General features: G+C 54.7%; 13 protein-coding genes and 2 tRNA genes. 11 read left to right on the forward strand and 4 right to left on the reverse strand.

Features of this window, described 5'->3' with window-relative positions:
• Positions 1-21: 21 nt before the first annotated feature.
• From RHJ02_RS03380 to RHJ02_RS03395, 4 genes are read left to right on the forward strand one after another with little or no spacing between them, the layout of a single operon-like run.
• Entirely contained in the window at positions 22-1,335 is a 1,314-nt protein-coding gene (locus RHJ02_RS03380; RefSeq protein ID WP_310800453.1) for a nicotinate phosphoribosyltransferase, read from the forward strand.
• Positions 1,332-1,892, forward strand: coding sequence for a nicotinate-nucleotide adenylyltransferase (locus RHJ02_RS03385; RefSeq protein ID WP_206201070.1), 561 nt, complete (start codon positions 1,332-1,334; stop codon positions 1,890-1,892). Before RHJ02_RS03380 ends, RHJ02_RS03385 begins: the two co-directional genes overlap by 4 nt.
• Positions 1,889-2,599 (forward strand): NrtR DNA-binding winged helix domain-containing protein, encoded by a 711-nt coding sequence (locus RHJ02_RS03390; protein WP_206201071.1) that lies wholly within the window; start codon positions 1,889-1,891, stop codon positions 2,597-2,599. Before RHJ02_RS03385 ends, RHJ02_RS03390 begins: the two co-directional genes overlap by 4 nt.
• A gap of 18 nt (positions 2,600-2,617) precedes the next feature.
• Positions 2,618-4,333 carry an NAD+ synthase gene (locus tag RHJ02_RS03395; RefSeq protein ID WP_310800454.1) on the forward strand — a complete coding sequence of 572 codons (1,716 nt, stop codon included), beginning with the start codon at positions 2,618-2,620 and terminating at the stop codon, positions 4,331-4,333.
• 1 nt (position 4,334) lies between these two features.
• On the opposite strand, the gene RHJ02_RS03400 is transcribed toward RHJ02_RS03395, so the two are convergent.
• Genes RHJ02_RS03400 through murC form a run of 3 tightly spaced genes read right to left on the reverse strand, consistent with a single transcriptional unit; the run spans position 4,335 to position 7,743 of the window.
• On the reverse strand, positions 4,335-5,411 hold the full coding sequence (locus RHJ02_RS03400; RefSeq protein ID WP_206201073.1) for a glycosyltransferase family 2 protein: 1,077 nt from the start codon (positions 5,409-5,411) through the stop codon (positions 4,335-4,337).
• A 5-nt stretch (positions 5,412-5,416) separates the two neighbouring features.
• Complete coding sequence (gene murB / locus RHJ02_RS03405) at positions 5,417-6,322, reverse strand: UDP-N-acetylmuramate dehydrogenase (protein ID WP_206201074.1); 906 nt, start codon at positions 6,320-6,322, stop codon at positions 5,417-5,419.
• Positions 6,319-7,743, reverse strand: coding sequence for a UDP-N-acetylmuramate--L-alanine ligase (gene murC / locus RHJ02_RS03410; RefSeq protein ID WP_206201596.1), 1,425 nt, complete (start codon positions 7,741-7,743; stop codon positions 6,319-6,321). The genes murB and murC overlap by 4 nt, the downstream gene beginning before the upstream one ends.
• Before the next feature lie 343 nt (positions 7,744-8,086).
• Between murC and RHJ02_RS03415 the strand changes: the two genes are divergently transcribed.
• The 5 genes from RHJ02_RS03415 to fba all read left to right on the forward strand — a co-directional run bounded on the left by RHJ02_RS03415 (position 8,087) and on the right by fba (position 13,010).
• Positions 8,087-9,337 carry a Ycf66 family protein gene (locus RHJ02_RS03415; protein WP_310800455.1) on the forward strand — a complete coding sequence of 417 codons (1,251 nt, stop codon included), beginning with the start codon at positions 8,087-8,089 and terminating at the stop codon, positions 9,335-9,337.
• Positions 9,338-9,891: 554 nt separating this feature from the next.
• Positions 9,892-10,095: a DUF2811 domain-containing protein gene (locus RHJ02_RS03420; protein WP_011056228.1), complete on the forward strand. Its 204-nt coding sequence runs from the start codon at positions 9,892-9,894 to the stop codon at positions 10,093-10,095.
• 24 nt (positions 10,096-10,119) lie between these two features.
• Complete coding sequence (hemG, locus tag RHJ02_RS03425; RefSeq protein ID WP_302676816.1) at positions 10,120-11,523, forward strand: protoporphyrinogen oxidase; 1,404 nt, start codon at positions 10,120-10,122, stop codon at positions 11,521-11,523.
• Positions 11,524-11,525: 2 nt separating this feature from the next.
• Complete coding sequence (locus RHJ02_RS03430; RefSeq protein WP_206201077.1) at positions 11,526-11,771, forward strand: type II toxin-antitoxin system HicB family antitoxin; 246 nt, start codon at positions 11,526-11,528, stop codon at positions 11,769-11,771.
• A gap of 159 nt (positions 11,772-11,930) precedes the next feature.
• Positions 11,931-13,010, forward strand: a complete 1,080-nt coding sequence (gene fba / locus RHJ02_RS03435) for a class II fructose-bisphosphate aldolase (protein WP_181495590.1) — start codon at positions 11,931-11,933, stop codon at positions 13,008-13,010.
• Between the two features lie 113 nt (positions 13,011-13,123).
• Here the strand turns inward: fba and RHJ02_RS03440 are convergent.
• A tRNA-Arg gene (locus RHJ02_RS03440) sits at positions 13,124-13,197 on the reverse strand.
• 113 nt (positions 13,198-13,310) lie between these two features.
• Here RHJ02_RS03440 and RHJ02_RS03445 point away from each other — a divergent pair.
• Together RHJ02_RS03445 and RHJ02_RS03450 are read left to right on the forward strand one after the other, a co-directional pair.
• Positions 13,311-14,978 carry a hypothetical protein gene (locus tag RHJ02_RS03445; protein WP_310744808.1) on the forward strand — a complete coding sequence of 556 codons (1,668 nt, stop codon included), beginning with the start codon at positions 13,311-13,313 and terminating at the stop codon, positions 14,976-14,978.
• 24 nt (positions 14,979-15,002) lie between these two features.
• Positions 15,003-15,084: transfer RNA gene (locus RHJ02_RS03450), tRNA-Leu, on the forward strand.

Consider the following 15,084-nt stretch of genomic DNA (forward strand, 5'->3'; position numbering starts at 1 on the left):
CATCCTTCACCTCTCAAAGCCATGACAGGTTTCACCTTGGCCGCCAGTGATTACAGTTTGCTGACGGACCTCTACCAACTGACAATGGTGGCCACCTACGCAGGTGAGGATTTGGCTTGGACACCCGCTAGCTTTGAACTCAGTGTGCGGCGACTACCCCGAGGATATACGTATTTGGTGGCCATGGGGTTGGCTCAGGTACTGGAATACCTACAACAAGTGCAATTCACCCCGCAGCAAATTGATTACTTGAAAAGTCTAGCGGTTTTTGAGCGGGCACCTGCAGCATTTTGGGACTTGTTGAGCCACAGTGAGTTTCGTGGGGATGTCTGGGCGGTTCCGGAAGGGACAGTGGTGTTTGCCCAAGAACCCCTGCTGCGGATTGAAGCCCCCCTCTGGCAAGCCCAGTGGCTAGAAACTTGTCTGCTCAATATCGTGAACTACCAAACCCTTGTGGCTACCCGCGCTTCACGGCTGCGACAGTTGGTGGGAGAAGAGGTAGATCTGCTGGAATTCGGCACACGGCGTGCTTTTAGTCCCCAAGCTTCCCTATGGGCAGCACGCTCAGCCCTCGCCGCCGGATTTACAGCCACCTCGAATGTCTTAGCAGCACAGCAGTTGGGGGTTTCCCCCACAGGCACGATGGCGCATTCCCTAGTGATGGCGATCGCCACCCTTGCTGGTACAGAACAGGATGCCTTTACGGTTTTCCTGCGCTACTATCCCGAAGGCGCACTGTTGGTCGATACCTACGACACCCTCGCTGCCGTTGCCACCCTCGCCGATCGCCAAGCGGCCGGGGAAATTGTTGTCAAGGCTGTTCGCATTGATTCAGGGGATCTCCTTAGCCTCTCCCAGAAAATTCGTCAACTGCTGCCCCAAGCGAAAATCATTGCCAGTGGGGATCTCGATGAAGGGGAAATTCGCCGCCTGCGAGCAGCGGGTGCCTGTATTGATGCCTATGGCATTGGCACGAAGCTGGTAACGGGAGATCCCGTCAACGGGGTCTATAAGCTAGTCGAGATCAATGGTCAGGGGGTGATGAAGGTCTCCAGTGGCAAAATGACCCTACCCGGACGCAAGCAAATTTATCGCCGTCCCAGTGGGGATTGCCTTGCCCTTGCCAGCGAGGAAAATGTTTGGGGCAGACCGCTCCTCGAACCCGTCATGAAGGCAGGGCGCCCCCTCTCTCCCCCGGAGTCCTTGGCGACAATTCGCGATCGCCACCGTGCCAGTTTGGCAGAATTGCCAGAGACGCTCCTCGATGTCACCCAGCCAGTGGTCTATTCCCCTGCCTTGGAAGCCCTGATTCAACAGTTGCGACAGCATCCATGACGATCGCCCTTTTTGGTACCAGTGCTGATCCACCCACCGCCGCCCACGGGGATATTCTCCAGTGGTTGAGCGATCGCTATGACCGCGTGCTGGTGTGGGCAGCCGATAATCCCTTCAAAGGGCAGCAAACCCCCCTACCCTATCGCCAAGCCATGCTCAATCTCTTGGTGCGCAGCCTCAACCGTGCCAATGTCGAGCATCACCCCGAACTCAGCCACCCCTACACCATCCATTCCGTGGAGCAGGTAAAGCAGCAGTGGCCGAATGAACCCCTTACCCTAGTGGTGGGCAGTGATGTTCTGCCTAAACTGCCGCAGTGGTATCAGGCGGAGAAACTGCTTGCACAGGTGCAACTGTTGGTCTTGCAGCGTCCCGGTGTTGTCATTGACCCCAAGGACTGGCAAGCCGTGCAGCCACTATGTCCCCAAGTGGAACTGGCTGACTATCGTGGGCCGGCGGTCTCCTCGACGACCTATCGGCAACAGCGGGATGAACAACAACTCCTGCCGGCGATCGCCCAGTACATTCAGCAGCAAGGACTCTACTCCCAGCCATGAGCGCCTCCCCTTTACCCCTTGCGGAATTTGTTGTTGGCGTGGACAACGTTATTTTCTCTGTGGATACGGATCAAAATCGCCTTCTTGTGCTACTGGTTCAGCGACAACAGGTGCCCTTTGCCGGGTATTGGAGCCTCCCTGGTACCCTCGTGCGGCAGGGGGAATCCCTTGAAGCCGCTGCCTATCGCACCCTAGCGGAAAAAATTCGCGTCCGTAACCTCTATCTGGAGCAACTGTACACCTTTGGCGAACCGGCGCGAGATCCCCGCGAGGGCACCTATGGCAAGCGCTATCTTTCTGTGAGTTACTTTGCCTTGGTGCGCTTTGCTGATGCGGAACTGATTGCCGCCGGCGAATGTCCCGTGCAGTGGTTTGCCCTAAGTACCTGTCCAGAACTGGCCTTTGACCATAGCAAAATCTTGGCCTACGGTCATCGCCGCCTCTGCAATAAGCTGGAGTACAGCCCCGTTGCCTTTGATGTGCTGCCAGAGTACTTCACCCTCAATGATCTTTACCAGTTTTACAGCACCGTTTTGGGAGCCAACTTCTCCGACTACTCCAATTTCCGCTCACGGCTTTTGAAACTCGGCATTTTGCAGGATACGCACCAAAAAGTGATCCGCGGCGCGGGCCGACCGGCAACCCTCTACCGTTTCGATCGCGAGGCCTTTGCGCCGCTTAAGGATAAGCCCCTAGTTTTTGTCTAAACTTTTTGAGGAGTTCCTATGGCCGTGCATCTGTGGATTGCGCAACTCAACCCCACCGTCGGCAGTCTCAAAGCCAATGCCCAAGCAATTCTCACCGCAGTCCAAGAGATCCGTAGCCAGCACCCTCTGGATTTGCTGATCACCTCTGAACTCGCCCTTTGTGGCTACCCCCCCAAGGATCTGCTCCTCAACCGCTACTTTGTTGAAGCGATTCAAGCAGAACTGCACCGCCTTGCCGCTGCCTTACCGGCTGATGTGGCGGTTTTAGTGGGCACAGTGCTAGCCAATCCCGCCGCTGGCGTCAAGGGAGAAAAGCCCCTCTACAATGGCGCAGCCCTGCTGAAGGGGGGACAGGTGCAGCAGGCCTTTGCGAAGCAGTTATTGCCCACCTATGATGTCTTTGATGAATGTCGCTATTTTGCCCCCGGCGGTACGGAGAATCTCTTTACATTAACGACGGCCAGCGATCAACTCAAAATTGGCGTCACCATTTGTGAAGACCTCTGGAACAATGAGCAGTTTTGGGGAGAGCGGCACTACCAGCGCAATCCCGTTGCTGAATTGGTGGCCCAGGGAGCAGATCTGATTGTGAATCTTTCGGCATCGCCCTACTGTGTTGGCAAACCGAAGTTACGGCAGGCGTTGATTGAACATACGGCTCGCCAATATGGCTGTCCCTTAATCTATGCCAATCAGGTGGGAGGCAATGATGATTTGATTTTTGATGGCAGCAGCTTAGCGGTGAATCGTCAGGGTGAGATCGTTAGCCAAGCCAAGGGGTTTCGTGAGGACTACCTAGCCGTGCGCTGGGAAAAGGGAGACCTCGAACCAACGGCGATCGCCCCTGCAGCCACGGGCGAACCTGAGGAAATTTGGCAAGCCTTGGTTTTAGGGGTGCGCGACTATGTCCGCAAATGTGGCTTTCAACAAGTGGTCATTGGCCTCAGTGGCGGGATTGATTCCGCCTTGGTGGCGGCGATCGCGACGGCAGCCTTGGGCAACCAACAGGTGCTGGGGGTGTTGATGCCCTCTCCCTACAGTTCCGATCACTCGATAACCGATGCGAAGGACTTGGCCGCAAATCTGGGCATTGCCACGCAGATCTTACCGATTGCGCCCCTGATGCAGACCTACAGTGAGGTGCTGGCGCCTCTATTTGCTGGTACCCCCAGTGGAGTTGCCGAGGAAAATATCCAAGCCCGTATTCGCGGTACGCTGCTGATGGCGATCGCCAACAAGTTTGGCCACTTGCTTATTTCCACGGGTAATAAATCTGAACTAGCGGTGGGCTACTGCACCCTCTACGGCGATATGAATGGTGGCCTTGCAGCCATTGCCGATGTGCCCAAAACCCGTGTCTATGAACTCTGCCATTGGCTGAATCAGCAGGCCGCCCAAGGGCATCCGATTCCCGATCTGGCGATCGCTGGTGCCGTTGTCATTCCCCCCCACATTCTCACCAAAGCCCCCAGTGCCGAACTCAAACCCGGCCAAACGGATCAGGATAGCCTACCGCCCTACGACATTCTCGATGGCATTTTGGTACGAATGATCGATCGCCACCAGTCAGATCAGGAAATTGCCGCTGCCGGATATGATCTAGACTTAGTGCAGCGGGTGCGCCGCATGGTTCAACGGGCAGAATTCAAACGTCAGCAGGCGGCACCGGGGTTGAAAGTGACCGATCGCGCCTTTGGTTCCGGTTGGCGGATGCCGATTGCCGCCCAGTGGTAAGCTACAGCAGTCCCATGGCTTGCAGTTCTTGGCTGAGGCGTTGCGCTTCTTGGGGATTTTGAGCCTGCAGTAAATGAATGGCTTGCCGCAGTTTGTCAAGGGCCGGTCTGAGTTGTCCTAAACGCAGCAGCAGGGCTCCCTGATTTTGATAGGCTAAGGCACAGGTGGGATCCACGGCTTGCAGGCGATCGTAGGTGGCAAGGGCATCGCCCCAGCGTTTCAATTGCTTTTGAGCCTCCGCCAGCCGCAGATAGGTTGCCAGATGCATCACCTCAGGGGTGGGGGTTCTGAGGGCGGTTTCATAGGCTTGGATTGCTGCCAGCCACTCACCGCGTTCGGCGTAGAGATTGCCCCGTTGATAGTGGAGTTCGTAGGCAACGGCAGGGGGGACGCTTTTGACCTTTAGCCCCTGCTCCAGACAGTGCTGAGCCTGCTGCCAAGCTCCTTTAGCCAGATACACCCCTGCCAATTTAGTCCACAGGTAGGCATCCTCAGGGTGCTGCTCAAGGTGGCGGCGCATGATCCGCTCCGCCCGTTCCTGCTTTTGTTGTCGCTGGGAACCAAGGTAGCCACTGTGCACAAGGGCCACACGGTTAACTTGACCAATTTGCCAATGGGGTTCCCGCTGCTGCAGGGCAAGAACGCTGTCATCAATCGTTTCGTGGTACGGACGCTGAAAAAAGAGGTCGGGATGGTGACGAAAGAGGCGCGACACATAAGTATAGGGGGGCACAACGCCCAATTCCTGCCGCAGCAATATCACCACCAGCCAATTCGGTTGTCGGCAGATCTCAGGCAGTACGGCGGCAAATGACGGTGTCAGCGTTTCATCCGCATCGAGAACCAGTACCCACTCGGTAGTGACATATTGCAGGGCAATGTTGCGAGCGGCAGCAAAATCCTCTTGCCAAGGAACTTCATAGACCCGTGCTCCCCACTGGCGGGCGATCGCCACCGTTTCATCCTGAGACCCCGTATCCACAATCACCGCCTCATCCACCACACCAACCACACTGGCAAGGCATTGGGGTAAGCGTGCCGCCTCATCCCGTACAATCATACAGAGGGTAATGGCCATAGCAACTAGGCAAAGTCACCAATCAGCTTCACTTCCGGCTGCAACCACACGGACCAGCGATCCGCAACAGCAGCTTGTACATGGCGAATCAAGCGATAGACATCCATCGCTGTTGCGCCGCCACAGTTGAGAATAAAGTTGGCGTGTTTTTCAGAAACTTGGGCGCGGCCAATCTGGTAGCCCTTCAAGCCCGTTTGCTCAATTAACCAACCCGCTGTTCGCTCTTGGGGATTGCGGAAGACACTGCCACAGTTGGGGAAATCGTAGGGCTGCGTCCGCAGGCGATCGCTCAGGTGTTTTTGGGTGTCTGCTTTCACCTGGGCTGGGTCATGTCCCGGTTCCAGCTGCCATGTGGCCTGCAGCACCAATCGCTGGCTGTTTTGAAGACAAGAGGTACGGTAGCCATAGCCCAACTCCCGTGCCGCCACCACCGCCAATGTGCCATCGGGTTCCAAAATCACCGCTGACACGAGTCGCTCCGCTGTACAGCCACCATGGGCACCGGCATTCATGACCACTGCCCCCCCCACCGTACCGGGAATGCCAACAATCCACTCCAGACCGCGCCAGCCCAGTTTTGCAGCATAGTGAGCCAACTTGGGCAAGGGATACCCCGCACCCACCGTCAGTTGTCCAGTTTCTAGATCACTGTTGAGATAGCGCAGATGCCTGGTGGCGATCACAAGACCCGCCACACCGCGATCGCTCACCAGCAGATTAGAGCCTGCCCCCAAAACCGTAATTGGCAGTTCCTGTTCCTGCGCCCAGATGTAGGCTGCCTGCAATTCAGCAACGGTACGCGGTTCCACAAACCATTCGGCACAGCCCCCCACATTCAGGGTCGTAAACTCGGCAAGGGAGATGTGGCGTTGCAGAGGGCACTGGGTTTGGGGCAAGCAGGACAAGGTCATAGGGCGATCGCCTCAGTGAGGGAAGAGACACTTAATTGTTCTTGATCCGCCATTACAGACGGAATCAGTTGATTGAGATTGCCAGCCCCAAGAAAGATCACCAGATCCCCCGGTTGCAGCAGATGCGCCAAGCGAGTTTGTACCGCTTCAAGGGTGGGGCAATAATCCACTGCAGCATGATACTGACGGGCACAGGCGGCCACATCAGCACCACTAATTGTGCCGGGATTGGGTTCACCCGCACTATAGATATCCGTCAAGATCACGTGATCCGCTGCGGTGAAGCACTGGCCAAAGGCCTCGAGAAAGGTTTGGGTGCGGCTATAGCGATGGGGTTGAAACACGGCCACGACCCGTTGCCAAGGAGCTTGCGTCCCCACTTGCAGGCGGGCTGCCTCTAGGGTTGCACTAATTTCGCTGGGGTGGTGGGCATAGTCATCAATAAAGCGAATCCCATTCACCTGTCCCCGTTCTTCAAAGCGGCGGCGGGCACCGCGAAACTCCAATAAAGCAGCAGCAATGGTGGCAAAGTCAATGCCAAGATAACGTCCCACTGCAATCACCGCCAGAGCATTTTGGAGATTGTGGGCACCTAAGACACTCAGTTGTAGAATGCCAAGGGAGGTGCCTCGCTCCCAAACCCGTGCCGTGGTGCCCTCAGAGGTGTATTGAATATGATCCACACAGTAGTCCACCGCCCCTTGTCGCTGCAGGCTATAGGTCAACAGGCGCGGATGATGCAGGCGATCGTGGATATTCGGACAATCGGCACAGCCAATCACAATGTCTGCCTGATCAGCAAACTGCTGAAACGTGGCCACCACCTCTTCCAAGGAATTATAGTGATCGGGGTGGTCAAGCTCGATATTCGTAATGACGCCAATATGGGGATGGAATTTGCGCAGGGAGCCATCGGACTCATCCGCTTCAGCAACAAGGTAAGGACTTTGACCCACGCGGGCGTTGCCCTGCCACGCCGCCACTTCACCCCCGACAATAATCGTTGGATCCAGCCCGGCCTGCAACAGCAAATAGGCAATCATGCTGCTGGTGGTTGTCTTACCGTGGGTGCCGGCAACGGCAATACTTTGGCTACGGTGCATCAGTGCCGCGAGCACATCGGAACGGTGAAAAATGGGACAGCCTAACCGTTGAGCCGCTTGATATTCAGGGTTATCGCTACGAATGGCGGTGGAGCAGATGACTTGAGGCAGCGGGGCAAAGGGATACGTTTCAAGGTTGGCCGCACTCTGACCAATAAAGATCTGCACGCCTAACTCAGCCAGTTGCTCGGTCAAGCGGTTGGGACGCAAATCGGATCCAGACACCCTAAAGCCCTGCTTGGCGAGAATGTAGGCAAGGGCTGACATACCAATACCACCAATGCCAATGAAGTGGAATGGACGCTCACTAAACTCCATCACTGGCTGATTTGCCACAAACAACTCCTTCGCTCCACCAAAAAGAAATACGTTGAATCAATAATTAATATCAATAGATTAGTATCAATAGGCATAAATTCTTAGGCTCATCATAGCAGGTCACCCTCAATCCTCATGGGCTAATACTGGCAGATCCAAGGCAAATATGTCACCCTGAGCCAAAAATTTTTTGCAAACAGTTTATTCAGCCCGTGGCACCCTCTTCCTTGGGGATCAGCAGTTCGACAAAGAATAAACTTTAGCAGAGACAAATTCAGTGCGGTGTAAGGTAGAAGGTTGATACCGCCTTGTCGGTGTGCCGTTATCTTTCTGAGGACTGGGAATGCTGACGAACTTGCTGGCTTGGAGTATGGCGATCGCCAGTTTAGGCTTGTATCTGTTGGGGTTCTTCCTACCGGAACTGTACCGTAGGTTTGATCTGGTGGCCAGTGGCGCGGGATTATTCTTTGCCCTGACTCTGTGGATCTATGGCGATCGCATTGGCGGTGGATTGCTCCTAGGAACAGCAGCCGCAGTGGCCTTAATTCTCTGGTTGGGTTGGCAGACCCTCAGCTATCGCTGGCAACTCACCTACCCGGGCGATCGCACCGACACCCAAAAAGCTCAAGCCCTCTGGCAAAAAGTCCAGTCTCTGCTGCCCGAAGGTACCTTTGCAAAAATCGGTGAGCAACTGCAAGGCTTCATCAGTAGCTTGCGCGATCGCCTCCAGAAACAGCCGGATCGCCCCCAGCTTCCTGTGGATACCCCACCACCGCCGATGGATACTGGCGACATTAAAGAGGATCTGTGGACAGGGGAAACCAGCACCCCCAGTACCGTTGCCGAACAACCCACCCCAGCCACTGAGGAAGCAGCCACCGTCCCAGAAGAATCTGCTAAACCAGTGCCAGTCGCAGAAACAACAGCCAGCCCCACCGCAGACACTCCCACAGACGCACCGGCTGATCTGCCGTCCGAAGGGGTTGCCGAAATGACTCCCCCAGAAACGCCTAGTGTTGAAACGCTGCAGCCGTCCACTGCCAGTACCCCAGAGGAGTCAGAACCAGCAACGGTTACTGCTTCAGAAGAACCAGCCCCTCCTGAGACAACAGTTGACGCTCTAGAACCCACAGTGACCGCCGAAGCACCAGAAGAGCACGCATCTCCTGAAACGGCAATTGAGACTCCAGAATCCACGGTGACTCCTGAGGCAGTGGCAGAACCAGCCCCTCCTGAAACGGCAGCAGTGACGCCCCCTGAGACAGTCGTTGATGGCCCAGAACCCACGGCCACTCCTGAGCCAGTGGCAGAACCAGCCCCTCCTGAAACAGTGGTTGAGACTCCAGAACCGACGGCGACCTCTGAAGGAGTGGTTGAACCGCCTCTAGCCTCTGAATCTGCTCCCGATGCTGAACCGACAGAAACGCTGCCTCCAGTGCCAGAATCGCGCACCGCTGCCGCCGATCTCCTAGGGGATATTCCGGAAAGTAGTGATATTGACGATGAGGCAACGTCAGAGGGGACAACCATCGAAAATCCAGAACATACTCCCCCTGAAGATGATGACTGGCCGCCCCCTGAAGCCCGTCTATGACCTCTCACGCCATCGGGTACAGGGCAGGACTTATCGCTCCGCGAATCCCGCAAAAGTTAATAAAGTCATGAATCCCTGACTTTTGCTGCTTTTATTTTCTCTGAAGCGAACCTTAATAGAACCTTAATTTTCCCCTAACTTTCCCCAAAAATTCCCCAATTTTCCCAAGGTTTTCCACAGATTGGGGCAAAGTTTTCCACAGGCCTTGACGGTGTGATCGGATTTCAAGAGATTTCTGGGGATAACTGCTGCTGGAGCCTTGGGGAAAACGCAAGGAGCGTCAAAAGTCTGGAAACGCTGATTCTGTCGTGGATTGCGATCGCCAAGATGGGTGAAAACAAGGATTGACAGACCCTAGGACAACCCAGACAATGGAGTTCCACGGATAGAGATTCACTTGCTCTGAAACCTTGTGAATGTAGGGCTAAATCCCGCTCTGAGTCAGGGGTCTGGGGATTTGGTCAGAACTTTTATGGGAGTTTTCCACAGGTTTACCCAGGGCGAGCTGATGGCGCCTGCAATTTTGTCTTGGTTTTATTGAGGTAACTCACGGTATGAACGCTCAAGCCACGATTAGTATTCTTGCCGAGATTCCAGAGGAGCTACACGAGACCCTGAAATACTACCTCGAGCGGCATCCCGATTGGGATCAGGATCGCGTCTTTGTGGCCGCACTGTCCCTCTTTTTGCTGCAAAATGGAGAATGCGATCGCCGCACAGCACGGGTCTATCTCGACTCGTTGTTCAAGCGATCCTAAACACGTTGGAGGGTAGCAAAACGGGTGAGTGAGGTAGATGTCGCAATTGTAGGTGGTGGCCTCAGTGGCCTGAGTCTGGCTTGGCGGTTGCAGCAAAGCGCCCCCCAGTACAGTGTGGTTGTCCTAGAGGCCAGCGATCGCCTTGGGGGGAATATTACGACACAAGCAGCGGAGGGCTTTGTCTGGGAACTGGGTCCCAATAGCTTTGCACCGACCCCTGCCCTGTTACAACTCATTGCTGAGCTGGGCTTGCAGTCGGAACTCATTCGGGGCGATCGCCACCTACCGCGCTACATCTACTGGCGGGGACACCTCTACCCCCTAGAACCCACCCGTCCCCTTGCCTTGGCTACTTCAAATCTGCTCAGCCCTTGGGGAAAAGTGCGGGCAGCCCTTGGTGCCTTGGGGTTTGTGCCCCCCTATCTGGGCAGTGGCGATGAATCAGTTCATTCATTTTTCCGTCGCCATTTGGGGCAAGAGGTGGCTGAACGGCTGGTGGCGCCCTTTGTCTCTGGGGTTTATGCGGGTGATCCACAACAACTGAGTGCCGCTGCTGCTTTTCGTCGTATTGCCCAACTGGAAAAACTGGGTGGCAGTCTCATTGCCGGTGCCCTGCGCCTACGGCGTCAACAAGCCCCTAAACCGAAGCCGCCTACGGGTGTGCAGATGCGACCGGGGGAACTTGGCTCCTTTAAGGAAGGCTTGGCTGTGCTACCTCGGGCGATCGCCCAACAATTGAAGGCACCGATTCACCTGCAAACCCCGGTTCAGGAAATTACCCCAGAATCCAAGGGTGGCTACCTGCTGCGCAGTGGTGAGCAAACGTGGCACGCCCGCAGTGTGGTCTTGGCAACGCCCGCCTATCAAACTGCAGAGTTGGTAGCACCTTTTCAGCCAGCGATCGCCCGTGTTTTGGCTACCATCCCCTATCCCACCGTGGCCTGTGTGGTCTTGGCCTACCCCGCTGGACTCGGGCGCAGTGTCCGCCCCGGCTTTGGGGTACTCATTCCTCGCGGTCAGGGCATCCGCACCCTTGGCACCATTTGGTCGTCCTGTCTCTTTCCCCAACGCACTCCCGCCGGTTGGCAAGTCTTTACGAGTTTTATTGGCGGTGCCACGGATCCTGATTTGGCAAGCCTCAGCGAAGAAACCATTGTCCAGCAGGTGCAGCAGGATTTGAGCCGCCTCCTTGATTTACCCGCAGCCAAGGCACGCTTACTCGGTATGAAGGTTTGGCGACGGGCGATTCCCCAATATATTGTCGGCTACCCTGAGCAGTGGCAGCAGGTGACCCATGCCCTCAGTCAAACCCCCGGCCTTTTCCTGTGTAGTAACTATGCTGAGGGTGTCGCCTTGGGCGATCGTGTTGAACATGGCAATCGAACCGCTGCTGCTGTTGCTGCCTACCTTTCAGGAGGCCAGCCCTAGGGATGTCGCTGTCGGACTATATGAATGCGGCTCTTGAGCGGGCTATCTATCACTTCAATGCAGAGGATGGCCTGATTTACGGTGAAATTCCAGACCTTGAGGGGGTCAAGGCCCATGGCAAGACAGTGCTTGAATGCCGCGAGCATCTCTCCGAACTCTTAGAGGATTGGATCTACTTCCATGTCTCGCGGGGCATTGCCGTACCCATGATTAACGGCATTGAAGTTCCCGTACGGGAGATTTTTTGAACCTCACCCTCTTTGGGTACGGCTGATCTATAGAAAAGGACTGTATTCTCAATAGGCCAGCGATCGCTCCCCTGTAACATAAACGAGCAAACATAGCCTAAGATTATCGGTAAGGTTAACGAAGCGATACATCCGCTCTACTAAGGAGGACATAACCCTATGGCACTCGTACCCATGCGCTTGCTGCTCGATCACGCAGCCGAAAATGGTTACGGCATTCCCGCCTTCAACGTCAACAACATGGAGCAAATCCAAGCCATCATGCAGGCGGCCCATGAAACCGACAGTCCCGTGATTTTGCAAGCATCGCGGGGTGCCCGTAAATATGCTGGGGAAAACTTCCTGCGTCACCTGATTTTGGCTGCGGTGGAAACCTACCCCCACATCCCCATTGTCATGCACCAAGACCATGGTAACGAGCCTGCCACCTGCTACTCCGCCATTCGCAACGGCTTTACCAGTGTGATGATGGATGGCTCCCTTGAAGCGGATGCCAAAACTCCCGCCAGCTATGAGTACAACGTGGCCGTCACCAGCGAAGTGGTAAAAGTCGCGCACTCCATTGGTGTTTCCGTGGAAGGGGAACTCGGCTGCCTTGGTTCCTTGGAAACCGGTAAAGGGGAAGCCGAAGATGGTCATGGGTTTGAAGGTGCCCTCGATCACTCAATGCTGCTCACTGACCCCGATCAAGCTGTGGACTTCGTGGAGCGTACCCAAGTGGATGCCCTTGCAGTGGCCATTGGTACCAGCCACGGTGCCTATAAATTTAGCCGCAAACCCACGGGTGAAATCCTCGCCATCAGCCGCGTGGAAGAAATCCACCGTCGTTTGCCCAACACCCACTTGGTGATGCACGGTTCTAGCTCAGTGCCCCAAGAATTAATTGACATCATCAACCAGTACGGTGGCACAATTCCTGAAACCTACGGCGTGCCTGTGGAAGAGATCCAAAAAGGCATCAAAAGCGGTGTCCGCAAAGTGAACATTGACACCGACAACCGCTTGGCCATTACCGCTGCGGTGCGTGAAGCTCTCGCCTTGGCACCCAAGGAATTTGACCCCCGTCACTTCCTCAAGCCCTCCATTAAATACATGCAAAAAGTGTGTGCTGAACGCTATCAGCAATTTGGTACCGCCGGCAATGCCAGCAAAATTAAGCAACTCAGCCTTGATGACTATGCTGCCAAATATGCCAAAGGTGAACTGAAACAAGTGACTCAGAAAACCGTGGTGGTCTAGGCACTCTGCGATCGCTGAGCAACGATAAGTAACGTGATAGAGGGTGGCTACGGTCACCCTTTTTGATTTGAATAAAAAATAATAGCTCTATAGTTTTATTCAGCTTTACTCAACGGGCTTGGAGGGACTCGAACCCCCGACCTGCTGATCCGTAGTCAGCCGCTCTAATCCACTAAGCTACAAGCCCAAGTCAGGAACACTATCCTAGCATGAATTCCCAGAGAGATCAAAGGGGCGACAGGAAATTTGCGCGCGGGTGTGTCATAGTCGGGAGCGGAGACCCTTGACTCAAACGGATAGATGCTGAAGAAACTCCACCGCTGGTTCTTGACCACTCCCCATCTGCCGCGATCGCTTGTGGCTTTTGGTCTGAGTCTGGCTGCCCTTGCCCTCTTGGATAGCAGTGCTAATCTTGTCCTCGCTCATCTAAAAGCAACTGCCCCAAGGTTCTTTGCTGGCTTGGTTGCTGGTACCTTTGATACTGGCTTTGCCCCAGAGGTGTGGCTCTCGGTCATCGGCCTCACCCTCGGTACGTTAATCATTGTGATTTCCATTGCGGCGCAAAATATCCCCAAAATTACTGAACTGTACATGCAGGACTGGACGAGCCTGATCTATGTCTGGTGTCTGGTTTTGGGGGGTGCCCATATCTTCTACATCAAGGTTTTGCAGGACTTGGGACGGCATCCTGTCGGCAGCATCCTGTTGAATGTATACGGCCTCTTGCCCTTGGCAATTTTGACGGCCCTACCCTACATCTTCTACATCCTCAAGTCCATCCAGCCAGAAAGTGTGGCTCAGCAAATTTACCGCCGCCAGTATCACTACATGAGTCAACTGGGCATTGTTCTCAAGGATGGGGTGTCCTATCAACCGCAGTTTTTGCGCCGTAGTCAGGCTCACCTGATCGCGGGATTGAACCAATTGGATGATTTGCTGGCCTATGTGGCGTTTCGGGGAGCGCAGGCCGAGATTATTGGTGCAGTCAGTGAACTGCTTCAGCACTACATCAGTTGCAAGCCCGATTATCCAGCCTATTTCTTTCGCCTCAGTGGGGCGGTGATGGGGGATATTGCCTTCAAGACGATGTTTGACCAATTTAGCCAGATTGAAGAGAACCATACCTTCTATGAGCAAAAGTGTTTTCGGCTCCTCGGGAATGCCTATGTGCGCTTTTTGGAGGAGGAGCAGTTTCCTCTCGCGTCGCTGTGTGGCTCTGAGATGTGCGCGATCGCCCACCGCATTCTCAGTATGGGGGATGACATTTTGCTGGACCTAATCATTATTCGCTTTAATACAATGATGCGCTTTGCCATTAAACACGGCAGTCGTCACAACGAGGCACGCAATCTCTATAACTTGGCCTTTCACTATCGGCGGTTTATTGAGAGTCTGGTGCATTACCAGCGCCCCCAGCTCACCCAAAAGTGTGTGAATTATCTACGTGCCTACGGGAATGAAGTCTATGAGTTAGCACAGAATAGTCCTGCACTGTATTTCATTGTTGATGTCTTTGCCGCTGAGCTAAAGAAGGTCTTAATCTTGGTGAACGAGCAGCAGTGGGAGGAGCGACTGCAACTGGAACTCTTGGAGGAAATGCTTCGCCTAGATAATCCACCGGAACTGCGTCAACCCCAAAATGGCGATCGCCCCTATGGCAAAAGTACAGGGGTTCGCCTCCTACAAATGGGACTCGCCCTCTTTTACTTGGCACGGCAGCAACCTCAGTTTGCGCAGCGGATTGTTGAGGATATGGTGGAGGATGCAGCGGTTCTCGGCTTGGCGGGGTTTAAGCGTCTCTTTCAGCAAAATTGCGATCGCCTGCGCCAGGCTCAGCCCAAGTTTTGGGAGGACACCGATCGCGGCAATGCCAATTTGTACTACTCAGAACACACCGAGCAACTGCCTGCCCTACAGACCCTTGTGGATCGCGCTTGTCACGCTCTGGAGATGACTCAGTCGTCCTAAAGCATGGTATAGTAATAAGTCTGAGGGCGAGTGGCGAAATGGTAGACGCACTACACTCAAAATGTAGCGGGAATTCCCCATGTCAGTTCGAGTCTGACCTCGCCCA

The organism is Thermosynechococcus sp. TG215 (assembly GCF_031583455.1).
Lineage (GTDB): Bacteria > Cyanobacteriota > Cyanobacteriia > Thermosynechococcales > Thermosynechococcaceae > Thermosynechococcus.